A 24,834-nucleotide genomic window follows, 5' to 3' on the forward strand; every position below is an offset into this window, starting at 1 on the left:
TGTTGCATTTTTGAAATCAAAAAGTAATAGGGAGGTAACAATTTGAAAAAGAAGAGTTTTGCTCGTGGAATGAATACTGCGTTAATTGGTTCGCTGGTATTCAGCTTAATTTCAGGTCCTGTTTATACAGTTAAAGCTGCTGATAATACTGAGAAGCCGGATACACTATTAATCTCTGAATATATTGAAGGCAGCTCATATAACAAAGCGCTTGAACTATATAACGGGACTGGAAGTGACATTGATTTAAGTACGATTTCAGTAGAATTGCATTCCGGTGGTGCTGAGGCGGCCAACACCACTTACACGCTTAGCGGCACCCTCGCCGATGGAGACGTATTCGTATTGTCTCATTCGTCAGCTAATGCCCAAATTCAAGCGGAAACGGACGTTAATGACAGCGAAGTCATTAATTTCAACGGCAACGATACCATAGTGATCAAACAGAATGGAAAAGTGATCGATTCGCTTGGTCAAATTGGATCGGCCGATGACTTTGCGAAAGATGTCACTTTAACGCGAAAAACAGGTGCCATCACGGGAGATACTGATCTAAACGACACCGTTGATTTAACTGCTTCTTACACGGAACAAGCAAAGGACACAGTTTCTTTCTTAGGGAAATATCCTGACGAGACCACTACTCCCGGCCCTGTCGAAGAAAAGTCGATAGCTGAAGCAAGAGATTCTACCGGGGAAGTAAAAGTAACCGGGGTGATTACGGCAGCTTTTGAAGTCGGCGGATCAACAAATTATTACATACAAGATGACACTGCCGGGCTGATCGTCCGTACTTCCGATGTCGAGGCGGAGACAGGAGATGAAATTACAGCTCAAGGTCAGGTTTCTTCTTATTATGGCATGCAGCAGATTCAAACTTCTGAAGATAAAGTCTCTATTAAAACAGAAGACAAAGGCGTGCCTTCCCCTCAAAATATAAAAGCTGCGAACTTATCAGATGAAAATGGTGAAGATACAGAAGGAGAATTCGTAGCACTCTCCGATGTGGAAATCACAAAGAAGAATGAAGATGGCTCTTACACTGGAACGGATACAACAGGTGATTTTCTAATCGAGCTTGACGATTCACTTCAGCTAGAAGTAGGCAAAACATATGAACTGATGGAAGGTGTAGTTAATTACACGTACGACCACTATCGCTTAATGCCGAGGAATCAATCGGATATTGTTGAAAAAGTATTTTCCGTTACGGCAAATCCTGGCCAGGGAAATATTGTAAAAGGCGGAGAAGTAACATTAAATACGGCAGAAGCGGGAGCATCTATCCACTATACAATGGATGGAAGCACACCTGATAAGAACAGCCAGGAATTTACAGAGGCAATTACGATTGACGAGGACACAACGATTAAAGCAGTAGCTGTGAAGCCGGAAGGGGAAACAAGTGAAGTTTCTACCTTTTCTTATCACGTCTTAAAGCCTGCAGATAACTTGGATATTCATGACATTCAAGGCGCATCCCATGAATCACCTTATAAAAATAAAAACGTATCGAATGTAGATGGTATTGTAACAAAAACCAATTCAAAAGGTTTTTATATGCAGGATGAAGAGCCTGATAATGACTCTGCTACTTCAGAAGGGATTTACGTCTACGCACCTGACTCGGACGCGAAAGTAAAAGACCGCGTTAAAGTGAATGGCGAAGTACAGGAATATCGTGAAGAAGGTTATGAAGATGCTGCTGATCTGCTAACCACCGAAATTTCTGCCTCGAATGTAGAAGTTACAGCATCGAACCAGACGCTTCCGGATCCAATGGTTATCGGAAAAGACCGGACTCCTCCAACAGAAGTCGTTGAAAATGATAAAATGACGAGCTTTGACCCTGGCGAGGACGGACTTGATTTTTACGAAAGCATGGAAGGCATGCTCATTGAAATGGATGATGCTCATGTAGTAGCGCCTCCTAAATACGATGAGATTGCTGTATACGTGAATAAAAGCGAAAATCAGCCGATGACCGATGCGGGAGGACTTCTTATTTCTGAAGAAGACTATAACCCAGAACGCATCATGATAGATGTGGACGGTTTTGACGTTAATGTAAAAACGGGTGACCAGTTTGAAGGTGCGATTACCGGGGTGGTCAGTTATGATTACAGCAACTTTAAGATCCGCCCGACAGGCACCTTCCCTGAAGTGGTTGACGGAGGAACAGAACGTGAAACAACGCAGATTACTCCGAGCGAGGAAAAGTTAAACATCGCTTCTTACAACATCGAAAATTTCTCCGCTGAAACTTCAATGGAGAAAGTAAACAAGCTGGCTGAATCAATCAATAATAACCTTAAAACGCCGGATATCATCGGTTTAATCGAAGTTCAGGACAACAATGGTCCGACGGATGACGGAACTGTGGACGCGAGCAAATCTTACGAAAAGCTGATCGATGCGATTAAAGCTGATGGCGGTCCAGAGTACAAGTACACAGATATCGCTCCGAAGGATAAAACGGACGGCGGGCAGCCTGGTGGAAACATCCGTGTCGGATTTATCTATAATCCAGCTCGTGTCACCATGCCGGATAAACCAAAAGGAGATGCGGTAACTGCAGTAGATGTAAATGAAACTGGGCTCACTTTTAACCCTGGGCGCATTGATCCAACGAATGATGCTTTTTACGATTCACGCAAGCCGCTTGCTGCTGAATTTGAATTCCAAGGAGAAAAAGTTATTGTTGTCGCGAATCACTTGAATTCAAAAGGCGGAGATGATGCATTGTTTGGTGCTTCTCATCCAGTGGAACTTGGAAGCGAAGTTCAACGAATGAAGCAGGCTGAAGTAGTTAACAGCTTCGTAGATAAAGTAGAAAGCAAGGTTGACCATGCAAATGTCGTTGTCCTAGGCGACCTTAATGATTTTGAATTCTCCAAGCCGGTAAAAACTCTTGCTGACGGTGCTCTGACCGATATGGTTAACAAGCTTCCTCAAGAAGAGAGATATTCTTATGTGTATCAGGGGAATTCCCAGGTGCTTGATCACATTTTAGTGAGCAATAATTTAACAGACCGAACAGCCATTGACAGCGTCAATATTAATTCTGACTTTTCAGAAGAGGATGGCCGTGCCAGTGATCATGACCCAATGCTTGCACAGCTCGATTTAAGCACTCAAGTGGACCGTGTTTCCGGAACCGACCGGTTTAAGAGCGCCATTGAGATGTCTAAAAAAGGCTGGGACAAGTCCGATACCATAGTCATCTCACGAGGAGATTCTTTCCCGGATGCTTTAGCAGGAACACCTCTAGCTTATAAATTAGACGCTCCGATTCTTTTGACAAAAACAAGTCGTCTGCTTCCAGAAGTGAAACAGGAAATTAAACGTCTTGGAGCTAAGCATGCAGTCATCCTTGGCGGCGAAGGAGCGATCGACAGTTATGTCCGTTATCAATTAGAAGGAATAGGGCTTTCTGTAGAACGCGTATCCGGCACGAACCGTTTCAAAACAGCTTCCAGTATTGCAGCTCGTTTGGATGGTCAGCCGAAGAAAGCGGTGATTGCTGATGGCGATAATTATCCAGACGCTTTAGCAGCAGCCTCTTATGCTGCGGAAAAAGGTTATCCCATCCTTTTAACCCAAGGGGAAAAGTTACCGAATGCGACAAAACGTGCATTATCAAATATTGAAGAAACCATTGTTGTTGGAGGCCCTGGTGCAGTCAGCAATGAAGTAATGGCTGAACTGCCGAGCCCGACACGGTACAGCGGTACAAATCGATATGAAACGGCAGCAGAAATCGCTAAGCTGCTCGTCGGCCAAAGCAAAGATGCTTATGTAGCGACAGGAGAAAACTTTGCGGATGCTCTTACCGGTTCAGTGCTTGCTGCGAAAAACGGAGCACCAATGCTGTTAGTCCAGCCAGAAGAGATTCCTGAAAGCATGAAGCAAGTAATTGAAAACATGGGTTACAGAGATTATCACATTTTAGGCGGTCCTAATGCCGTAAGTGAAGATGTGAAAGACAAGCTCGATCATTAATCGCCCGTAATGTCATTTGGGATAAATACACAAGGAATGAAGGGATGGAGATTATGAAGATGTTAAAGCCTTTGGCAACGGTGGCTTCTGCGGGAGCCATAGCGCTTGCCGTATTTGGAGCTCCGGGTCATCAAGTTGAAGCGGCAGACAATTTTGATTTAACGGTCATGCATACGAACGACACTCATGCGCATTTAACCAATGTACCTCGTCAGGTCACTGCTGTTCAAGACATCCGTAACAACCGTGAAAATACACTCTTATTAAGTGCAGGGGACGTATTTTCAGGGACCTTATTCTACAACCAATATAAAGGTCTTGCAGATGTAGAATTCATGAACATGCTGAAGTATGATGCAATGGTTCCTGGTAATCACGAGTTTGACGACGGCCCTGGTCAATTTGCTGACTTCATTAAAGAAGCCAAGTTTCCTATTATCAGTTCCAATATTGATTATAGTGAAAATGATAAGCTTAACCCGCTTTACAAAGATGAAATGGGGATGCCGGGGGATGGAGGGAACATCTACCCTGCCTCCATCATGGAGGTTAACGGTGAAAAGGTAGGCGTGTTTGGTCTGACTACTGAGGAAACAAAAATCCTTTCTTCTCCAGGAGAAACCATTCAATTTGAAGATTATAAGAAAAAAGCTCAAGAAACGGTCGATATGCTGGAAAAGCAAGGAGTTAATAAAATCATTGCTCTTACTCACCTCGGTGTGAACTATGATAAGGATTTAGCACAGAATGTGGAAGGAATTGATATTGTAGTCGGCGGCCACAGCCATACTGAGCTTGATAAAGCTTTAGAATTTAACACAGACAGTGAGCCGACAATCGTAGTACAAGCGGAAGAATACTTAGACTATCTTGGTGATCTTCAAGTTACTTTCGATGATGAGGGTGTCCTGACAGATTGGAATGAAAAGCTGGTCGATCTATCTGCTGATGCAGAACCAGCTATTGAAGCAGACCAGGAAGCTGCTGATCGACTTGCTGAGCTTGAAGCTCCAATTGATGATATGAAGAAAAAGGTAGTTGGAGATACAAAGACAGCGTTAGATGGGGAGCGTAATGACGTTCGTCAGGAAGAAACCAATCTTGGTAACTTAATCGCTGACTCTATGCTTGATAAAGCAAAAGAAGCTGACCCTGATACAACTATTGCTTTGCAAAACAGCGGCGGGATCCGTGCTTCTATCAACCAGGGAGAAGTCACTCTTGGTGAAGTACTGACCGTTATGCCTTTTGGTAACACATTGGTTACTCTGGATGTAACTGGCGAACAGCTGATGAGTGCTCTTGAAAATAGTGTCAGTGACTATGATAATATCGCCGGCCGTTTTGCTCAGGTAGCAGGAATGAAATATACGTTTGATCTTTCTAAAGATGTTGGGAATCGGATTGTCGATGCCAAGGTTAAGACCGAGGACGGATACGAAGCGATTGATCCCGATAAAACGTACACAGTGGCTACAAACAACTTTGTAGCTGATGGCGGAGATGGTTATACTTCTTTCAAAGAAGCAAAAGAAGCTGGAAAATTGAACAATCTTGGATTTGTAGATTATGAAGTATTCACAGAATACCTGGATGAAAACAATCCAGTGAATCCAATGGTCGAAGGTCGTGTCGTTCAAAAAATGAACGAACGCATCAACGGGAAAGACCGTATGGAAACAGCTATCGAAATTTCCAAGCAGGGCTGGGATAAAGCAGATACCGTAGTCCTTGCCCGGGGCGACAAATTTGCAGATGCACTAGCAGGAGCTCCGCTTGCCTATAAAATGGATGCTCCAATCCTTTTAACGAACACTGATTATTTGAACAAGAAAGTTTCCGATGAAATTAAACGTCTTGGCGCAAGCAAAGTCGTCATTCTAGGCGGAACTGGTGCCGTAGCGGACTACGTAAAATACCAGCTTGACGGTATGGGTGTTGATGTTGACCGGATCTATGGAAACACTCGTTACAAAACAGCTGCAAGCATTGCGGCCCGTTTAGATGGAAATCCTGAAAAAGTGATTGTGGCAGATGGTACAGATTTTCCGGATGCGTTGGCAGCGGCTCCTTATGCGGCTAAAAACGGATACCCAATCTTACTTACCAAGCCTAATCAGTTACCGCATATTACATCTATTGCCTTAAAAGATTATGAGAAAAGTGTGGTAGTCGGCGGTCCTACAGCAGTTTCCGATTCCGTAATGGGAATGCTGCCTGAACCTATGCGTTACAATGGTAAGAACCGCTTTGAAACAGCCCAAGTGATTGCTGATGAACTAGCACCAAAAACAGGTAAATCATTCATTGCCACTGGTGATGAATTTGCAGATGCACTAGCAGGCTCTGTATTAGCTGCGAAAGAAGATGCTTCTATTCTTCTTGTCAAAGAGAATAAAATTCCAGAAGCCACTATGGAAGCTATTGATGAGCTAAACATTCAAAACTTCCACGTTCTTGGCGGTCCTGGAGCAGTAAGTGAAAAAGTACAGGACGAATTAGATAACTAATTGCAAGGCGTATAGCAGACTGCCGAGAAATCTCGGCAGTCTGTTTTTATATTTACACTCCTTCTCCCTGATTGTTTCTACCGAATACTATAGATGTTATTTACTCAAGTGATATGGTATAATTCCGAATTAAAGCAAAGAAACTACAACTACTTTGAGGTGACGACGTTGAAGAAGCTGCTTAGAAAAGTTTATCATCTGCCCCACAACATCAAACGTGCAAGACTAAATAAGATTTCAAAGGTGCATGAACACCCTATTTTTGTGATTGGGAATCAAAAAAGCGGCACCTCAGCTATCGGTGCCTTATTAGCTGATATCTCTGGAAAATCTGTTGCGATTGACCTTCCTGGCATTTTAGAGCCAAACCAATTAAAAATTCATAATAAGGAAATCTCATTTCCTGAGTTTATTGAAAGAAATAAATATGATTTCAGCAAAGAAGTCATTAAAGAACCTTCTCTCACCTTTTTATATGAAGAAGTTCATGATTACTTTCCTGAATCTCAATTTGTGTTCATTGTGCGTGACCCGAGGGATAACATAAGAAGTATTTTAAACCGCGTAAACATTATGGGGAATTTGGAAACCATTGATGATCCGGACAGCCGTCGAAAGCTTGCAAAAGCACCAAAAGACTGGGAAAGAGTCATTGACAGCCGCTGGCTCGGTATGGAGGGTGACAATTACATTGAGTGGATGGCTCACCGCTGGAATTATGCCATTGATATTTACAAAAAGCATGAAGAGCAAATGCTGTTGATTCGTTATGAAGATTTTGTTAAAGACAAGGAAGCTCAAATAGCTTCCTTAGCTAGAAAACTGGGACTCGAAGCTATTAACGATATCTCCAGTAAAGTTGATATTCAGTACCAGCCGGCAGGAAATAAAAAAGTGAATAAGCTAGAGTTCTTTGGAGAAGAAAATTTGAAGAAGATCGAAACGATTTGTGGACCCAAAATGGAAGAGTTCGGGTATCAGCCGAAACTCGTAAAATAACTGTTAAAAACAGCCTGGAAGTATAGTCACTTCCAGGCTGTTCTTGTTTATGTTGGCATTAATAAATGTAGGAGTTTGTTTATGATTCCTTAAGAGGTCAGATAGTTAAGTCTAACTATCTGACCGGTGATCAAGTGAAGATAATGCAGGCAATGCGTATTTCTACCAAGCTTTAATTTTTGTTCGTTTTTATCGCGGGTTCGTTTCTATTAATTTCATAATCATACACTAATAGTTTCCATTTACTGGATGGAAGCTCTTTTTTTGGTAGTTCTATAGTCTTAAAATTTAATCTTATTGTAACTTTTTGTAGAAGTAGGTCATTTCCTGTTATATAGTAAACATGTATGAACTCACGTCAATTCAAAATACTAGAATGGAGGATGAATTTTGAAGAAAAGCTTGTTGATGGTGTTGTTTACAGCTTTTATGCTGCTAACTTTGCAGACACCTGTAGATGCGGCTGAATCTGGAAAGGTCGTGATCCTGGATCCGGGACACGGGGGAAGATACAGCGGGACTGCCGGGTATTCGGGAAGTTCTACAGGGTATGTAGAGAAAGTGGCAAATTTAGAAGCTGCGCTCAAGGTAAGGGACGTGCTTGAAAGCAAAGGTTATACCGTACATATGACGAGATATATAGACAAGGATTTCGGTTCCCCTTTACATACTGACTTGCGAAATCGTGTCGATTTAGCCAATGACTGGGCAAAAGGGAATAATGACAATTCGATATTTATTTCCATCCACCATAATGCTGCTCCTTATGGACCTGGGGTACGTGGATATGAAACGTATTTCTTTAATATCGATAACGGGGTGGATCCGGATTATCCACCGGACCCAATGCAAAAAGAATATTCGCCGGAAAGTAAGCGGCTTGCCTATGACATTCATAATCAAGTCCTCAGCGATGTACCTATTTCTGAAGGGCCACAAGGGATAACCGGAAACGATCTCTTCGTGACGAGAAATGCTCAAATGCCTTCCGTGTTGATGGAATTAGGTTACATGTCCAATCCGCAGGAAGAAAAGCTTATTAAAACGGACAGTTATCAGCGTCAAGTCGCCAAGGCGATTGGAGAAGCCGTTGATAAATTCTTTAATGTATATGAAGTTTATGATTATAAAGACAACCGCCTGAAAATATTCGAACATAAAGATGACGCGTTAAATTATGCGAAATCAAAAGAAAACGTGTATGTGTTCGACAAAGCAAATCAGAAGCGGATTTTCAACAATATCGATAAGCGCTACGGCGTCTATCACACATCTGTAAGCGAAATTAGCAAACTATTCTATTCGAAACAAGAAGCGCTGAACTATGCGGAAGACTGGAAGCATACGAGAGTTGTAGATAATGATACAGGGGAAATTCTCTGGTCCAATTATCTGTCGAAAGATTTTGTCGTCGAGCACCCAGCGAACGGCATTCTCTCAAGAAATTATCAGGCTCAGTCCGCAATCGACTATGCGAAGAAATGGAAGCACACAGCGGTGATCGATACAGCAACAGATCAAGTCCTATGGACGAATTATTTAGATAAAAAATACACCGTGAAGCATCCGGCAAAAGGTGTATTAAAAGAGTTTTACCATAAGGGACCTGCCGTTGACTACGCGAAAACGTGGGGAAGTACAACGGTCGTTAGAGATGGATCTGTCGTTTGGGAAAATCCGGATAAAGACGATTCGTACAAATTTAAAACTGAAGAAGTTTCTTCCCATGCCAGGGAAACAACAGCTGTAGAAGTTTCCAAGGCGTTGTATCCGAATGGATTCCCAGGAAACCATTCTAATAAGACGGTCATTTTGTCTACTTCAAGAAATCATGCGGATGCATTATCGGCTGCTCCTTTAGCTGCTCAGCTTGGAAATGCACCGATTCTTCTCAGCCGCGTGGATTCCATCAGGTCTGAGGTAATGAATGAAATCAACCGTCTGCACACGAAGCGTGTGATCATTCTTGGTGGGCCGAATGCTATCAGCCCAGGCATCGAGCAGAAGCTGAAAGCAAAAGGTTATGATGTAGATCGAATTGCCGGTAAAACACGAATTGAAACCAATCAGAAAATTAACGATCATTTGAATGGCGTAAAAGGTGCCTTTGTTGCTTCCGGCCGAAGTTTCCCAGATGCTTTAGGGGCCGCCCCGATTGCAGCGATGAAGGATTGGGCCATCGTTTTGACTGACGACAAAATGGATGATAAAAGTATGAATTATGCTAAGTTTAAAAATATCGCCATAGTCGGTGGTGACGGGGTCGTCTCCAGTCAAGTAGAAGAAAAACTGATCGCCCAGAATGGCAAAGACAGAGTCGTTCGACTTGCTGGTAAACAGCGATACGAGACCCAGAAACAAGTATTGAACTATTTTAAAGACGATCTCTCTTCTTCCTATGTACTAGCAGCAACTGGTGAAAAGTTCCCAGATGCTCTCACGGCTTCTTCATTAGCGGTGAAGCATCATGCACCCCTTGTATTAATAGGAAAAGATGTAGACCCAGCTACACGTGACTTCTTAGAGAGCTATGGAAATTCCAATGTCGTAAAAGACCTGCAAGTTGTTGGCGGGGTTCTAAGCGACAGCTCAGTGGAAAAAGTATCAAATTATCTTAAGTAAAAGTGTGCTTGGGAGGGGTAAATCGTGAAACATCTATGGCTGATCGGCGTATTACTCGTTTCATTAGCAGCCTGTTCAAACGAATCAGCGGATGATCTGGAATCATCCAAAGACCAATCGAATACGAGTGAACAGGGTTCTTCTGAACAAGCAAATGACGGGGATACGAAGACAGACAAACAATCCGCAGATAAACAAGACGATAATCAGACAGGCGATTCAGATTCCAGTAATGACAACAGTTCGGAAGATTCAGATGAGAGTTCATCCGACCAATCCTCTGACAATCAGAATTCTGATGATAAGTCAGGGGACAGCGAGAAAAAAGTGGACTTGAATGAAGGATTTAATCAATATCGCCCTAAGCAGGGGATGACAAAAACCTTTATTCAGGATGAAGAGTATGAACTCATTCACGAAATCGTGGCTGCAAATGACACTCACATCCAGCGGGTGGTTAAGTTTGGAGATATTGTCACGCTGCAAATTTTGAAGTGGACTTCAGAGGGAGCTTCGATCGTTTATCAAGAGCAGAACCCTGAAGACACTTCAAGCCAGTTGGATTCCTACGAAACATATGAGCCGCCTATGACGCTTGTAGATCTAAATGAAAAAGGCAAAGGCAACGGTGAAAAATGGCAGATCGTAAAAGCGAATGCTAAAGTGAAAGTCCCTTATGGTACTTTCGATGATGTCTATGTAGTCCAGCAGACCCTCACTGGGGAAGGTTCCGGAAATAAGACTGTCATCACCAACTATTACGCCAAGGATCTAGGATTAATTAAAGAAACACGTGAAGTAAAAGGCGACAACGGTTACACTTCTCTTTCCGAGTTGGAGCGGGTGAAAAAATAACTGTATAGAGAAAACCATTTGATTAAGCCCCCTATTCCTTTTTAGGAATAGGGGCTATTTTGTAAAAAAATTCTCTTTTCCCTCGTTTATAAATGTTATAATATTGCAGTGGTTATTCGAAATTTATCGAAACTTGAAGTGAAAGAGGTCTTTCTAGTGAAATCAAACCTAGGGTTAGCCAGCGTTTTATTTTTACTGGCGACGTTACTTTTAAAAATTTCCGGCATGGTACGCGATATTGTCATCGCGTATTATTTTGGCGACAGTTATATAGCGGATGCTTATTTAGCAGCCTTTATCATTCCAAATATGATCATTTTATTTTTTACAACCGGCATGAAAAATGCACTCGTTCCTAGCTACATAGAAGCTATGACGAATAAACGGGAGCATCATCACCTCAATCAGGTATTCAGCGGTACCATTGTCATCAGTTTGATCATTTCGCTGCTTGGTGCTGGACTAGCTAAATTTTATGTGCCGCTTTTGTTCCCTGAATTCAAGCCTGAGGCAGAACATATTGCGATTTTGATTACGTCCATTTATTTTATTGCCATCTTTTTTATCGGGATGAATGCGGTACTTGAAGCACTGCTTGACGCAGAGAATAAATTTTCGCTCTCTATGGTTTCGCAGATTATCGTTTTAATGGGACTGATCTTTGGGGCCATTCTATTTGCCGATCAGTTCAGTGTCTATGCTCTTGCCTATGGTTATCTTGCCGGTGCTGTCCTTTCTCTCTTATTTAAACTAGGACTTTTATGGAAGCGGAAAATTCCTAAAGTGAAGGTCAAACTTGATCTGCCGGAGATCAAACAGTTTTACATTGTGTTTATCCCGGTTGCGTTAACGGTAGCAGTAGGGCAGATCAACCTGGCTGTCGATAACGTTTTTGCCAGTTACTTTGAAGAAGGGGCCGTGACTTACGTCAACTACGCGAAGAACCTTGTCCATTTCCCCCAGGCGATCTTTGGAGTAACGATTGGAACGATTATTTTTCCGATACTTTCTAAAGCTAATGCTAACAATGATAAAGAACTGTTTAAGCGGGGAATTGAGCAGGGATTGACGACGATGTTTTTTATCCTGCTTCCTGCAATCGTCGGCATGATGCTCTTACTTCCTAATATTGTAGAACTCTTGTACCAGCGAGGCAGGTTTGGGGAAGAAGCGACGATGGCGACAAGCCAAGTCGGGTTTTTATACTTTGGTTCCGTATTATTCTTCAGCTTGCACAACGTCATTAACAAAGGCTTTTATACCCTGAAAAAGGGTCATTTAATTATGATGGTAGGCGGTCTCGCTATTTTATTGAATGCAGGACTCAACTATTTGTTTACCACGTTTATGGGATATCGCGGAATTCCGCTGGCTTCATCTGTAATGGCATTCTTTTATGTGGGCAGCTGTTTCATCATCTTTCTAAAGCTGGTGGACGGTCTGAAGCTGAAAGAAATCGGTCTCGAATATTTCAAAATTACCGTTGCAACGGCCTTCATGGCAGGTGCAGCAGTTGGAGTGCTTCATTTTATAGAATCCTGGGGAAGTCTCGTCCAAATTATTATCGTAGCGGTCATTGGCGCTGTTGTATATTTAGGATGTGTCATCCTGTTAAAAGTTGAAACACTATCCATCTTTTTAAATCGACTAAAAAAGAAAAAAACAAGTCCAGGAGGTTCGTGATCCATGAGCATTAAACAAACGGTGATGACATTCGGCTCGCCGATTATCAATCCGATTACAAAAAGCGTATTAAAAAAACATTACCATGCGGATAGGCAGCTTTCAGAACCCGGGTCGTACGAAAGGGTCGTTGTCTTTGCCCCTCATATGGATGATGAGACCATTGGGGCAGGGGGAACGATCCGGCGTCATATTGAAGCTGGGGCAGAGGTGTATTGTATTTTCAGTACCGATGGCTCCAACAGTGAGAGCAGCCTGCCTAAAGAAGAACTCAGTCAAATGAGAAAGCAGGAGATGGAGCGCGTCAATGAAATCTTAGGAATGAAAGCGATCTACTACATGGATTTGCCTGATGGACGTGTACAAAGTACCGAAGAAGCTCAACATAAGCTTGTAAAGCTGCTTGAGGACATTAATCCTGATTTGATTTACTGCACGCCTTATGTGGATGCCCATCCGGATCATACAGGGACGACAGCCATTTTAAGCGATGCCTTGAAAATATGGAAAAAAAATGAATTAACATTACGTTTGTATGAAATCAATTGCCCTATCCCTCCTGATGAAATAAACTGTGTAATAGACATTTCGTCTACTTTTGATACGAAAAAGCGAGCGATTGATATATTTGCTTCACAAACCATTGCATTTGATGGGTTTCTTGAGCTGAATCGACTAAAAACCGGCCTCGTAAAAGAAAAGGCCAAAGCAGTGGAAGTCTTCATAGAAGTGACTCCGGAAGATTTTATTCTGCAATTTGACAAGCTCAGGAAGGAAAGCTATCCCTATCATCAAATGTTTAAGCAGGCCAATCGTACAGTCACGCTGTTATGGGCAATTTATAAAAACCACCGACAAAAAAAGCGTATCTATAAAGAAAGGTTTTAATTGGATTACAATTCTAACCAACGCTCTTTAGGATTATTAAAATGGAGGAATAAACACTATGTTCATGGGGAGTAATACAAGTCAATTTATGAAATGGGCAGAGGCTTATTTCATTTTATACATTCTGCTTCAGCCGTTCCTGGACTTAACGGCCTTCCTGTCCCTGCCGCTGTCTGAGCCGGTTCGAGTGCTTTCAATGGTTTTAGGCGCGGTTTACATTGCTTTGACACAAAATGCGAAAGCAAAGAAGTACGCCATCGGTTATATTGGATTACTGGCTCTAGTCATGGTGGCAAGTTTTGTGAACAACGTTATTTTTAAAGATCCGTTCACTTTATCGATCGAGTTGGTCTATATGTTCAAAACGGTCTACTTTATCATGATGTTGATTACGTATTATTTTGTTTTCCGTTCTTTAAGCAGACAGACCCATTGGAAAATGCCGATGCAGCGTTATGTGTTCTTCAGCATGTCTGTAATTGGGGTCGTCATGGTTCTTGCATCACTTACAGGTACCGGGAAAAGCAGCTATGAAGCACTGGCAAAAGAAGGCCACTCCGGTTGGTTTTTCTCTGGAAACGAGCTGAGTGCGATTCTTGGCATGGGTTTTGCCGTTATGATTCTTTACTTTATGAAAAAATATGAGTTGAAAACGAAATTGTATTTTCTCCCTCTGGTTCTAAGTGCGATGTATGGAATTCTTACAGTGGGGACAAAGGTAGCTTTAGGTTCACTCGTCGTTATTCTTGCGGTCGGCACTTTAATTGCGTGGTTTGATGCCTGGAAGAAAAAACAGTGGGCCAACGCGATTATCCTGCCGATTCTTCTTGCGCTGACTTTTGCAGCCGTCCCCGTTACAGCGATTGGTAACAACCTCGGTTTTGCAATGGAACAGTTTAACAAAGCCGGTCAGCTGGAAGAAGGTGCAGAAGGAGAGGGAGAAGGCACTGGTCCCACCCGGGGAGATCAAGCGAAAGAGCTGCTGAGTAATCGTAACGAGTTCTTCAACAAAGTGGAAGGAGATTACGTACAAGCGAACGTTTCGCAGAAAGTATTAGGGATGGGGCGCGGCGGAAACTATGAAGACGTGCCAAAGCTGATTGAAATGGACTTTTTTGATTGGTTTTTCAACTTCGGTGTCTTAGGGTTTATCATTTTAATCATTCCGATTCTGTACTTTGGTTATGCGATTATCAAACATTTAATCGTCACGCGCTTTCAGACGTTTAATTCGGATACGATTCTTATTGGACTCGCTGTCGGGCTTGGGCTTGGTACGGCATTTATGGCCGGCCACGTACTTTCCTCTCCCGCATCAGGCATTTACCTCGCAGTGTTTATCGCTTACTTGTACCGGTTGACGAAGCCGAAGAAGCATGAAGCAGAACCTAATTCATAATAATGGTGGGGTTAGATGAAAAAGAAAGCTTTAGTCATTTCAAATATGTATCCCGGACGAATCAGCCAGACCTTTGGTATTTTTGTTAAGAACCAAGTGGAGGCACTTCGTAAGAAAGGCATGGACATAGATGTAGCGGTTGTAAAAGATCCGCGGATGGGCAAAAAATACGTCCTGCGGAAGTATGGGAAGTGGATGCTGCAAATCTTAGTAAAGCTGCTCTTTAAAGGCAGACAGTATAAGCTCGTTCACGCTCATTATGTGTTCCCGAGCGGCTTCTTCGGCCTCTTATTTAAAAAGATGTTTGGCGCAAAGCTTGTGATCACAGCCCATGGCGGCGATATTGATAAAATGCCCAAGAAAAGCCCGGTGATTTATAAACAGACCAAACGGATTCTTCAACAAGCGGATCATATCATTGCCGTAGGAGAAGCATTGAAGGATGAAATGGTCCACGAATTTGGGGTCGATGAAACGAAGATCTCCCTGATGAGCATGGGTGTAAATCGAAATGTTTTTGCTCCCGTTGACCAGACACAAGCGAGAGAAACGCTTGGCCTGACTGCGGATCAAAAAATGCTTCTGTTTGCCGGAAACATCATTGAAGCGAAAGGGCTGCTTGAGTTAACGAAGGCATTTCAACGCCTGAAGCAAGACGATGAGACTTTACAGCTCCATTTTGTCGGGCACCCAAAAGAAGAAGGTTTTTTTGAAAAATTACAAAACTATGTGAAATCGGAAGCCATCCAGAATGTCCATTTTCATCCAGCCAAGCCTCAAAAGGAGGTCGCCCTGTGGATGTCTGCCGCCGATGTTTTTGTGCTGCCTTCGTATATCGAAGGTTTTGGTTTAGTGGCCGTAGAAGCGATGTCCTGTCAGACTCCGGTGGTCGGTTCAGATGTCGGCGGTCTTTCGTACCTGTTAAAAAACGAAGCGGGAGTGCTCGTACAGCCGAAGAATGTAGATTCGCTTACTGAAGGAGTTAAGAAAGTACTTTACAACGATGAGATAAGGGAACAACTCTTGATAAATGGTGAACAAAAAGCCAAACTGAACGATGAGGACCATTTAACGGATCGACTTCATGAGATTTATGAGCAGATCGGAGCGAATTAAATGAAAAAGAAAAAGTTATTGTTAATTTCATCTATCGGAGGTCATTTAACACAGCTGCTTCAGCTAGAGCCGCTGTTTAAAAAATATGATTACCATTTAGTCACGGAAAAATCTGAAATTACTAAGCAGCTGAAAAGCAAATATCCGGTTTCCTTCCTCGTTTATGGCGCCCGAAATTATCCTTTCCGCTATATTTTTAAGTTTTCTTATAATATAGTTAAATCGTTGTTTATTTTCTTAAGGGAGCGTCCTGATGTAGTCATTACGACCGGGGTACATACGTCGGTGCCGATGTGTTATATTGCGAAGCTGTTCAGGAAAAAAGTGATATTCATCGAAAGCTTTGCGAAGTCTTCAAGTCCGACACTTGCTGGAAGAATGGTGTATCCTATTGCAGATTTATTTATCGTTCAGTGGGAATCCATGAAAAAGGTTTATCCGAAAGCTGTGTACGGGGGTCAATCTATTGATTTTTGTCGTATTAGGAACACACGAGCTTCCATTTACTCGTTTGTTAAAAGAAGTGGAAAACTTGAAAAAAACAGGTGCGATTGAAGATGAAATCATCGTTCAAAACGGCAATACGAAATATGAAAGTGACGTTATGACGTTAAAGCCGTTTGTCAGTTATGATGAAATGGACGAGTTGTTTGAAAAGGCCCGCTTAATTATTACTCACGCGGGGACCGGTTCTGTGACCACCGGACTTAAGAAAGGCAAGAAGGTAATCGCTGTGGCCCGTCTTAAGAAATATGGCGAGCATAACGATGATCACCAGCTGGAGCTCGTGGATGTATTTTTAGATCAAGGACACATCCTCAGCTGGAATGAAGGAGAAAGCTTACAGAAAGTGATCGAGCAGACAGAAGCATTCGAACCGATGCCTTTTCAGTCAGGGAGACAGCGGATGTTTTCGATCATTGAAGATTTTATTAATGAAGCTTAACTATTTCATAGTAGTTTACTAGGTTTTTAACGGTGAAGTGTGATAAACTTGGAACTAATATTGAGGGAGCGATTTTAATGAAGGTACGTAAGGCCATCATCCCAGCCGCTGGCTTGGGAACACGGTTTTTACCTGCAACAAAAGCTCAGCCGAAGGAAATGCTGCCGATTGTAGACAAGCCGACCATACAGTACATTGTAGAAGAGGCGGTTGCATCAGGGATTGAAGATATTATTATTGTGTCCGGACGCGGGAAGCGTGCGATTGAAGACCATTTTGATAAATCCTACGAGCTTGAAGAAAAACTCGAGGAAAAAGGAAAGCAAGACCTTTTACAAGAGGTGCAGGAGATTTCGAACCTTGCCAATATTCATTATATCCGTCAAAAGGAGCAGAAGGGTCTCGGTCACGCCATTTCCTGTGCGAGCCGGTTTGTTGGTAACGAACCGTTTGCGATTCTGCTCGGGGATGATATTGTGCAGTCTGACACGCCATGTTTGAAGCAGCTGATGGATGTATATGATCAGACGGAAGCTTCCGTCGTTGGTGTCCAGGAAGTCGATGAAGACCTCGTATCGAAATACGGTGTCGTCACACCTGGAGCCGGGGAGGATGTCTCAAAGGATACGATTGAAATTGTTGATCTCGTTGAAAAGCCGAGCAAAGAGGACGCCCCTTCCCGCCTCGCTATAATGGGACGCTACGTCCTGCGCCCGGAAATTTTTGATATTTTAGAAACGCTGCCGCCTGGTAAGGGAGATGAAATCCAGCTGACGGATGCCATTAAACTGTTAAATCAGCAGCAAAAAGTCGTTGCTTATAATTTTAAAGGCAGCCGCTATGATATCGGTAATAAATTAGGCTTCATCGACGCAACTATTGATTTTGCCTTAAACCGCGATGATCTTAAAGAGGATGTTCGTGAACTCTTGCTTGCAAAGCTTGAAAAAATTAATCGGTAAAGACAGGTGAAACAAATGAAAATATCAGTAATTGGTACAGGATATGTCGGGCTGGTCACAGGCGTTTGTTTATCAGAAACAGGTCATGAAGTCACTTGCCTCGATATTGACGAGAAAAAAGTACAATCTATGAGGAATGGCATTTCGCCGATTTATGAGCCGGGTCTCGATGAAATGATGAAACGGAATATCGAAGAGAATCGTCTTTTCTTTACTTCAAGCTATGAAGAAGGACTGGCAGATAAAGAATTCGTGTTTATAGCCGTCGGAACTCCGCAGTCCAAAGATGGATCTGCCGATTTACAATACTTAAACAACGCATGTCGAAGCATCGCCGAATCCATTCAAAACGATGTAATCGTGATCACGAAAAGTACCGTGCCCGTCGGAACGAATGAGCACGTGAAGCGCACCATTGAATCTCACATGAGCCGCGATTTTTCCATCAGCGTTGTCTCCAATCCTGAATTTCTCCGGGAAGGTTCTGCCATCCATGATACTTTCCACGGCGATCGGATTGTGATTGGATCAGAGGATGAAGAGTCCCTTGAGAGAGTTAAGAAAATTTATCAATCGTTTGAGCTTCCAATCCTTACGACGGATTTGAGAAGTGCAGAAATGATTAAATACGCCTCCAACGCCTTTTTAGCAACTAAGATCAGTTTTATTAACGAGCTTGGGAACTTATGTGAACGGCTTGGAGCTAATATTGAGAATGTGGCAAAAGGAATGGGGATGGACCAGCGGATTGGCAGTAAATTCCTCAATGCGGGCGTCGGCTATGGCGGTTCCTGCTTCCCTAAAGATACGAACGCCTTGTTGTCCATTGGCAACAGTGTGGAGTATAACATGTCCATCATCCAGAGCGTCATTGATACAAATGAAAAGCAGCAGCGTATCATTGTGGATAAAATTAAGCAGTTCATTCCTGATTTAACGAACAAAAAAGTCGGAGTGCTCGGCCTTGCCTTTAAGCCGAATACCGATGATATGCGTGATGCTCCATCGATTAAAGTTATTCGTGAGCTCGTGGACTCCGGTGCAGATGTTTACGCCTATGATCCGATTGCAGCGGAGAATGCGCGCATTTATTTACCAGGGGCAACGGTTTATAGAGAATCCATTGATGAAACACTTCAAGATATGGATTTTGCGGTTATTATGACAGACTGGAAGCAAATTAAGGAATACCCGCTTGATCAATTCAGAACACAGTTGAAAAATCCGGTCGTTTTTGACGGGCGGAACTGCTTCCCATTAGCGGAAGCAGCAAGCCATGGGCTTCAATATCATTCGATCGGAAGACCATCGGTTGGCCTTGATCTATAAATTCTTATCATTTTTTGGGAGGTTTTGAATATGGTTAAAATGTTACAAAAATCTGCAATCGAACCACATGGAGGAAAACTAATCAACCAGATCGACGACTCTCGGGAAGCGTTGGACGAAGCGAAGAATCTGCAGCAGCTGACGATTTCCAAATGGACGATTTCCGACCTGGAATTAATTGGCATTGGCGGCTTCAGCCCGCTTACAGGTTTTATGGGTGAAGAGGATTACACCAATGTCGTCAACAACATGCGTCTTACTGACGGGGAAGTATGGAGTATTCCGATCACTTTACCAGTTACTGAAAGAGAAGCAGACCAATTTGCACTTGGCGAAAAGATCGCTCTTGTGGGTGAGGACCAGGTCATTTACGGAACGCTTACTGTTCAGGAAAAGTACACGTATGATAAGGATCTGGAAGCTGAAAAAGTGTATGGCACGAAAGAGGAAGCTCACCCAGGGGTGAAAAAAGTATACGAGAAAGGCAATGTGTACCTTGGCGGCCCGATTACATTAATCAATCGTCCAGATCACGGCGAATTTAAAGATTTTTATTTAGATCCATCAGAAACCCGTAAGCTGTTCGCTGACTTAGGCTGGAAAACCATCGTTGGTTTCCAGACGCGTAACCCGGTTCACCGCGCTCATGAGCACATCCAAAAGACGGCGCTTGAAGCGGTTGACGGTCTTTTATTGAATCCGCTGGTAGGAGAAACAAAGTCTGATGATATCCCTGCTGATGTACGGATGGAAAGCTATCAGGTCATTTTGAAAAATTATTATCCGGAAGACCGCGTCCGTCTGGTCATTTATCCGGCAGCTATGCGTTACGCTGGTCCAAGAGAAGCGATTCTCCACGCCACTGTGCGTAAAAACTATGGCTGTACACACTTTATCGTCGGCCGCGACCACGCGGGTGTCGGTGATTATTATGGAACATATGATGCGCAGGATCTTATTGAAGAAGTAGAAGAAGAGCTGGGTATTGGCATTTTCAAATTTGAGCATGCTTTCTATTGCACCGTATGTGAAAATATGGCATCTGCTAAAACCTGCCCGCATGATAAAGAAAACCACGTTCACCTTAGCGGTACGAAAGTAAGAGAACTGCTTCGCAACGGAGAGCGTCCACCGAAGGAGTTCTCACGTCCAGAAGTAGCGGACGTCCTTATTAAGGGAATGAAACAGAACTAGAGGTGACCATGAAATGACAGCTGAAATGATCGTTGTGATCATTGCTATCGTTTTGATGCTGGTCGGGCTATTTTTTGAAGTAGCCCGGCCAGATTTACTTGTATTCTTTACTCTTTTCTTTTTTCTCATGATGGGGTATGTCACCCCTGAACAAGCGTTATCCGGTTTTTCTAATGAAGGTATGCTCACTGTTGCACTATTATTTATCGTGGCCGGCGTTTTTGAAAGAAGCGGACTGGTGGAGAGACTGGTCGCCGCGTTTTTAGCTAAATCAAATTCGGAAAGAAGTGCACTCACAAGGCTGCTTATTCCGATTTCGGCATTTTCAGCATTTCTAAACAATACGCCAATTGTGGTCACTCTTACACCCATCATTCGAAAGTGGGCATCCGCTCATAACATCTCACCTTCTAAGTTTTTAATTCCTTTGTCCTACGCCGCGATTTTAGGAGGAACGATTACACTGATGGGAACCTCCACGAATTTGGTGGTTCACGGCCTCCTGTTAGACACGGAAAGCGATGGATTTTCATTTTTCCAGCTGGCATGGGTAGGAATTCCGATCACCGTGTTTGGCCTGATTTACTTAATCGCTGCCGGGCCGAGGGTGCTTCCGGATAACCAGAGCCTGATCGAAAAAGTAAGAGAGAATACGAAAGATTACTTAAGCGAAATGATCGTCACCAACGATTTCCCGTTCCAAAACCAATCGGTAGAAGAAGCGAACTTGAGGAATCTAAAGGGATTGTATTTGATCGAAATCATAAGAGGTTCAAACCGTATCACCCCCGTTACCGGGCAGACAAAAATCTTTGCCGGTGACAGGCTGTTGTTCACAGGGATGTTATCTACCATTGCCGATTTACAAAAACGCAAAGGGCTGGAACTGGATACGGGAACCGATTTATCACTGAATGATATTCAGCAAAACGGGACTCAGCTTGTGGAAGCAGTGGTTTCCCACCAATCGAGCTTAATTGGAAAAACGATCAAGCAGAGCCGGTTTCGGGAAAAATACAAGGCAGCCGTTATGGCGGTCCACAGGAACGATGAACGTGTCCAGGGAAAAATAGGCGATATCGTTCCAAAAGCGGGAGATTTACTGCTGTTAGTTACCGGTCATGATTATGACCAGCAAAAGGAACACCGGGATTTTTACACGACATCAGCTATTGAAGAGCAGAAGTTCTATGAAAGTGAAGCAAGAGGATGGTTTGCTCTTATTCTCCTGCTTACCATGATTGCACTCGTTACCTTCCAAGTGCTCTCGATCTTTAAAGCGATGGTGATCGCAGTCGGTATCTTATTCATCACGAAGATCATCTCCCCGCACGAAGCCAGAAAGTCGGTGCAGTTTCAAGTGCTGCTGCTTATTGCAAGTGCGCTCGGAATAGGAAATGTGATCACTGCTACCGGAACAGCTGAATGGATTGGCAGCCAGATCGTGCATGCCCTTGCACCGGTCGGGGCCTTGGCTATTTTAGCTGCGATTTACATTATGACGAATGTGTTTACTGAACTCATCACGAACAATGCTGCAGCTGTCATTATGTTTCCGATTGGCTATGAAGTAGCGGGAGCCGCAGGAATTGAACCGATCGGCATGGCGATGCTTGTAGCCATCGCTGCTTCGGCAAGCTTCTTGTCACCTATCGGCTACCAGACGAACTTGATTGTTTACGGTCCTGGCGGTTATACTTTTAAAGACTATATTCGTACGGGACTGCCGTTAACATTAATCGTCATGGTGACGTCGGTATTTATTGTTTATTATTTATATATGTAGGAGGATTTTTGAATGAAGTCTAGCAACATCACATGGCACAACTCTAAAGTAACAAAAGAAGATCGCCAAAAGCAGAAGAATCATAAAAGCTTTGTTCTTTGGTTTACAGGACTATCCGGCTCTGGTAAATCCACTGTTTCTGTGGAGCTTGAAAAAGCTCTTTACGAACACGGAGTCCATACGTACCGTTTAGACGGGGATAATGTACGTCACGGGTTAAACAGTAACCTGGGCTTCAGTCCTGAAGACCGGACCGAAAATATCCGTCGAGTCGGAGAAGTGGCAAAGCTGATGAGCGACGCGGGTCTTGTGACACTGACCGCATTTATCTCGCCTTATCGTCAGGATCGTGACCATGTACGTGACATTATGGAAGACGGGGAATTTATTGAAGTGTTTGTAAAATGTTCTCTTGAGGAATGTGAAAGCCGTGATCCGAAAGGACTTTACCAAAAAGCACGAGCGGGTGAAATTAAAGGTTTTACAGGCATTGATGCTCCTTATGAAGAACCGGAAAAACCAGAAATTGTTGTAGAAACTGATAAGCAGACGCAGGAGGAATCCGTCGCTGCAATCATGGACTATTTGAAGGATCGTAAACTTATTTAATAGACAGAAAAAGGCGTTGATGAAAGAGATCAATGCCTTTTTTGCATGGAAAGGGGAATCGACATGTGGAAAGCTGTAGAAGCTGCCTATCAGGCAGGCGTGGAAATCATGAAGATTTATGAAACGGAGATGGAAGTCGAATACAAGGAGGATCAATCTCCGCTGACGATCGCAGACAAAACTTCCCACAGTATTATCGTCCAAGCGTTAAAGCAAATGACTCCGAAATGGCCGGTCCTGAGTGAAGAAGGCAGTGAGATTACTTACGAAGAACGAGCCGGATGGGAGGATTTCTGGCTGGTAGACCCTATTGATGGAACGAAGGAGTTTATTAAAAAGAATGGTGAATTTACGGTAAATATTGCCCACATGAAAAACAACAAACCGGAAGCAGGGATCATTTATGCGCCTGCTCTCGATACGCTTTATTACGGCGATAAACAAAACGGCGCTTTTACACTCAAACAATTTTCCAAGCATATGGGCCGGCTGACGAGTTTGGATGAACTGCTCAAGCAGGCGGAGCAACTGCCAGCAAGCCACAAATCAACGGATAAGATAAGAGTAGTCGCCAGCCGTTCGCATTTATCCGAGGAAACGAAAGCATTCATCGAAGAACTGAAATCTGACGGCTCAATAGTAGAGACGATTTCAGCAGGAAGCTCCCTCAAGCTCTGCTTAATTGCTGAAGGTTCAGCAGACTACTATCCTCGGTACGCACCAACGATGGAATGGGATACCGGTGCGGGACAGGCCATCGTCGAGTCAGCCGGTGGAAGGGTGCTGACAGCAACTGAACAAGAGCCGCTCGCTTATAATAAAGAAAACCTGCGGAATCCATGGTTTCTAGCGCGGAGATAATACTTAATAGAAACACGGCTGATTTTTCAGGAGGCCACTGAAAGAGTTCTTTCTTATTTAGAGCTGCTAGTATAGTTTGTCGTTGAAACTCACGAATCGCTTGTCGGGGGATGATTGCCGCGGGCAAGGTACAGCTGACTTGACCAAGAAGATCATTTGACCAATTGGATCTTCGGCTCGCGCTGTTCCCGCCGGCGTCACCATCGATCACTTTTCGGAGAATCAACAGTGGCCGAGATTAATAGAGCGATTTTCTTTGAATGGATGAAGAAAAAGTTTCCTACGAAACGAACCGAAGATACGCTTGAAGCTGGATTGGACGAATGTATCGTTCAATGCGGCTTCTTTTTTATAGGCATAACTCAAAAAGAGCAGGTTATTAGCGGCCGCGAATTTATTAAGTCTGGCTTTAACGTGTAAAGCATATACATTTTCTCCTGCCATTGTCTACGGACACAATCAAAGGTCTTCGCTTCGGTCCCTTTAGAAAAGTTCGCTATTCTCATCCGCATCTTTCTTGAAATGATTTTTTTCGACTGCCGTAATTTTTTATGTTGAAATGAAACTTTTTCTGCAAAAGACCGTCTAATAGGATGAAAGGGTGAAGAACAATGGGTCTTTTCCAGTGTGTATGGCTGCTTTTCGGAATAATTATTTTAGGAACGTTTGTAACAATGAGGAATTTTAAGCGGACATGTTTAACAATAATGGTGGTCATGGCTGCGGTTTCAAGTCTGCAAGGATGCGGCACCTCTGAGCACCCCCCTTCTGAAAAAGACACTCCATCATCCGGCCAAGAAGAAGAGGATTCTCCCCCGAAAGTAACTGTCGAAGAAGCGAAGCAATACTTAGGAAGAAAACAGCCTTCTTTAGAATGCTCTTACACACAGGATAAAGAAATGAATGGTGAGCCTTATTATGAGTTCCGGTGCAAGAAGGCAGGCGGTTCTTCCATATCCCTGTATGTGCATAAAAATTTGAAAAAAATTATGCAGCCGCAAAAGGAGAAGGATAAGCCTGTGACAGATCCAAAATAAATCGTACCCAAATGATCGTCCATTGCAAAAATATGG

General features: G+C 43.2%; 19 protein-coding genes. All 19 read left to right on the forward strand.

Annotated features, from left to right (window positions below; translation table 11 throughout):
* The first annotated feature begins 42 nt into the window (after positions 1–42).
* Positions 43–4,002, forward strand: coding sequence for a cell wall-binding repeat-containing protein (locus MUN89_RS07120; RefSeq protein WP_244712517.1), 3,960 nt, complete (start codon positions 43–45; stop codon positions 4,000–4,002).
* Positions 4,003–4,061: 59 nt separating this feature from the next.
* Positions 4,062–6,512, forward strand: coding sequence for a cell wall-binding repeat-containing protein (locus tag MUN89_RS07125; protein ID WP_244712519.1), 2,451 nt, complete (start codon positions 4,062–4,064; stop codon positions 6,510–6,512).
* A 159-nt stretch (positions 6,513–6,671) separates the two neighbouring features.
* Positions 6,672–7,511: a sulfotransferase family protein gene (locus tag MUN89_RS07130; RefSeq protein ID WP_244712520.1), complete on the forward strand. Its 840-nt coding sequence runs from the start codon at positions 6,672–6,674 to the stop codon at positions 7,509–7,511.
* Between the two features lie 390 nt (positions 7,512–7,901).
* Positions 7,902–10,133, forward strand: a complete 2,232-nt coding sequence (locus MUN89_RS07135) for a cell wall-binding repeat-containing protein (protein ID WP_244712522.1) — start codon at positions 7,902–7,904, stop codon at positions 10,131–10,133.
* A gap of 24 nt (positions 10,134–10,157) precedes the next feature.
* Complete coding sequence (locus tag MUN89_RS07140) at positions 10,158–10,988, forward strand: hypothetical protein (RefSeq protein WP_244712524.1); 831 nt, start codon at positions 10,158–10,160, stop codon at positions 10,986–10,988.
* A gap of 156 nt (positions 10,989–11,144) precedes the next feature.
* On the forward strand, positions 11,145–12,671 hold the full coding sequence (murJ, locus tag MUN89_RS07145; RefSeq protein WP_244712526.1) for a murein biosynthesis integral membrane protein MurJ: 1,527 nt from the start codon (positions 11,145–11,147) through the stop codon (positions 12,669–12,671).
* 3 nt (positions 12,672–12,674) lie between these two features.
* Complete coding sequence (locus MUN89_RS07150) at positions 12,675–13,559, forward strand: PIG-L deacetylase family protein (protein WP_244712527.1); 885 nt, start codon at positions 12,675–12,677, stop codon at positions 13,557–13,559.
* Between the two features lie 58 nt (positions 13,560–13,617).
* Complete coding sequence (locus tag MUN89_RS07155) at positions 13,618–14,958, forward strand: O-antigen ligase family protein (RefSeq protein ID WP_244712528.1); 1,341 nt, start codon at positions 13,618–13,620, stop codon at positions 14,956–14,958.
* A gap of 15 nt (positions 14,959–14,973) precedes the next feature.
* Positions 14,974–16,074 (forward strand): glycosyltransferase, encoded by a 1,101-nt coding sequence (locus MUN89_RS07160; RefSeq protein ID WP_244712529.1) that lies wholly within the window; start codon positions 14,974–14,976, stop codon positions 16,072–16,074.
* On the forward strand, positions 16,075–16,629 hold the full coding sequence (gene pssD, locus MUN89_RS07165) for a PssD/Cps14F family polysaccharide biosynthesis glycosyltransferase (protein ID WP_318036122.1): 555 nt from the start codon (positions 16,075–16,077) through the stop codon (positions 16,627–16,629).
* Positions 16,598–17,020: a glycosyltransferase gene (locus MUN89_RS07170; RefSeq protein ID WP_244712530.1), complete on the forward strand. Its 423-nt coding sequence runs from the start codon at positions 16,598–16,600 to the stop codon at positions 17,018–17,020. Before pssD ends, MUN89_RS07170 begins: the two co-directional genes overlap by 32 nt.
* A 77-nt stretch (positions 17,021–17,097) precedes the next feature.
* The gene (galU, locus tag MUN89_RS07175; protein WP_244712531.1) at positions 17,098–17,982 is read left to right on the forward strand and encodes a UTP--glucose-1-phosphate uridylyltransferase GalU; all 885 of its coding nucleotides are present in this window, start codon (positions 17,098–17,100) and stop codon (positions 17,980–17,982) included.
* A gap of 15 nt (positions 17,983–17,997) precedes the next feature.
* Positions 17,998–19,311, forward strand: a complete 1,314-nt coding sequence (locus tag MUN89_RS07180; RefSeq protein ID WP_244712532.1) for a UDP-glucose dehydrogenase family protein — start codon at positions 17,998–18,000, stop codon at positions 19,309–19,311.
* A gap of 30 nt (positions 19,312–19,341) precedes the next feature.
* Positions 19,342–20,505: a sulfate adenylyltransferase gene (gene sat / locus MUN89_RS07185; protein WP_244712533.1), complete on the forward strand. Its 1,164-nt coding sequence runs from the start codon at positions 19,342–19,344 to the stop codon at positions 20,503–20,505.
* Between the two features lie 13 nt (positions 20,506–20,518).
* Positions 20,519–22,291 (forward strand): SLC13 family permease, encoded by a 1,773-nt coding sequence (locus MUN89_RS07190; protein WP_244712534.1) that lies wholly within the window; start codon positions 20,519–20,521, stop codon positions 22,289–22,291.
* 12 nt (positions 22,292–22,303) lie between these two features.
* A complete protein-coding gene (gene cysC / locus MUN89_RS07195) occupies positions 22,304–22,900 on the forward strand; it encodes an adenylyl-sulfate kinase (protein WP_244712536.1) in 597 nt (198 codons plus the stop codon).
* A 63-nt stretch (positions 22,901–22,963) separates the two neighbouring features.
* Entirely contained in the window at positions 22,964–23,761 is a 798-nt protein-coding gene (gene cysQ / locus MUN89_RS07200) for a 3'(2'),5'-bisphosphate nucleotidase CysQ (protein ID WP_244712538.1), read from the forward strand.
* Positions 23,762–23,989: 228 nt separating this feature from the next.
* The gene (locus MUN89_RS07205; RefSeq protein WP_244712540.1) at positions 23,990–24,181 is read left to right on the forward strand and encodes a hypothetical protein; all 192 of its coding nucleotides are present in this window, start codon (positions 23,990–23,992) and stop codon (positions 24,179–24,181) included.
* Between the two features lie 191 nt (positions 24,182–24,372).
* Positions 24,373–24,798, forward strand: coding sequence for a hypothetical protein (locus tag MUN89_RS07210; protein WP_244712541.1), 426 nt, complete (start codon positions 24,373–24,375; stop codon positions 24,796–24,798).
* The last annotated feature ends 36 nt before the right edge of the window (positions 24,799–24,834 follow it).

The organism is Halobacillus salinarum (assembly GCF_022919095.1).
In the GTDB taxonomy this organism is placed as follows: Bacteria; Bacillota; Bacilli; order Bacillales; family Halobacillaceae; genus Halobacillus_B; species Halobacillus_B salinarum.

What these genes read in the sequence shown, in the direction of transcription:
- MUN89_RS07125 (WP_244712519.1), top strand. Translation starts at nt 4,062, where the DNA reads ATGTTAAAGCCTTTGGCAACGGTGGCTTCTGCGGGAGCCATAGCGCTT.
- MUN89_RS07150 (WP_244712527.1), top strand. Translation starts at nt 12,675, where the DNA reads ATGAGCATTAAACAAACGGTGATGACATTCGGCTCGCCGATTATCAAT.
- MUN89_RS07155 (WP_244712528.1), top strand. Translation starts at nt 13,618, where the DNA reads ATGTTCATGGGGAGTAATACAAGTCAATTTATGAAATGGGCAGAGGCT.
- MUN89_RS07160 (WP_244712529.1), top strand. Translation starts at nt 14,974, where the DNA reads ATGAAAAAGAAAGCTTTAGTCATTTCAAATATGTATCCCGGACGAATC.
- pssD (WP_318036122.1), top strand. Translation starts at nt 16,075, where the DNA reads ATGAAAAAGAAAAAGTTATTGTTAATTTCATCTATCGGAGGTCATTTA.
- galU (WP_244712531.1), top strand. Translation starts at nt 17,098, where the DNA reads ATGAAGGTACGTAAGGCCATCATCCCAGCCGCTGGCTTGGGAACACGG.
- MUN89_RS07180 (WP_244712532.1), top strand. Translation starts at nt 17,998, where the DNA reads ATGAAAATATCAGTAATTGGTACAGGATATGTCGGGCTGGTCACAGGC.
- sat (WP_244712533.1), top strand. Translation starts at nt 19,342, where the DNA reads ATGGTTAAAATGTTACAAAAATCTGCAATCGAACCACATGGAGGAAAA.
- MUN89_RS07190 (WP_244712534.1), top strand. Translation starts at nt 20,519, where the DNA reads ATGACAGCTGAAATGATCGTTGTGATCATTGCTATCGTTTTGATGCTG.
- cysC (WP_244712536.1), top strand. Translation starts at nt 22,304, where the DNA reads ATGAAGTCTAGCAACATCACATGGCACAACTCTAAAGTAACAAAAGAA.
- cysQ (WP_244712538.1), top strand. Translation starts at nt 22,964, where the DNA reads ATGTGGAAAGCTGTAGAAGCTGCCTATCAGGCAGGCGTGGAAATCATG.
- MUN89_RS07210 (WP_244712541.1), top strand. Translation starts at nt 24,373, where the DNA reads ATGGGTCTTTTCCAGTGTGTATGGCTGCTTTTCGGAATAATTATTTTA.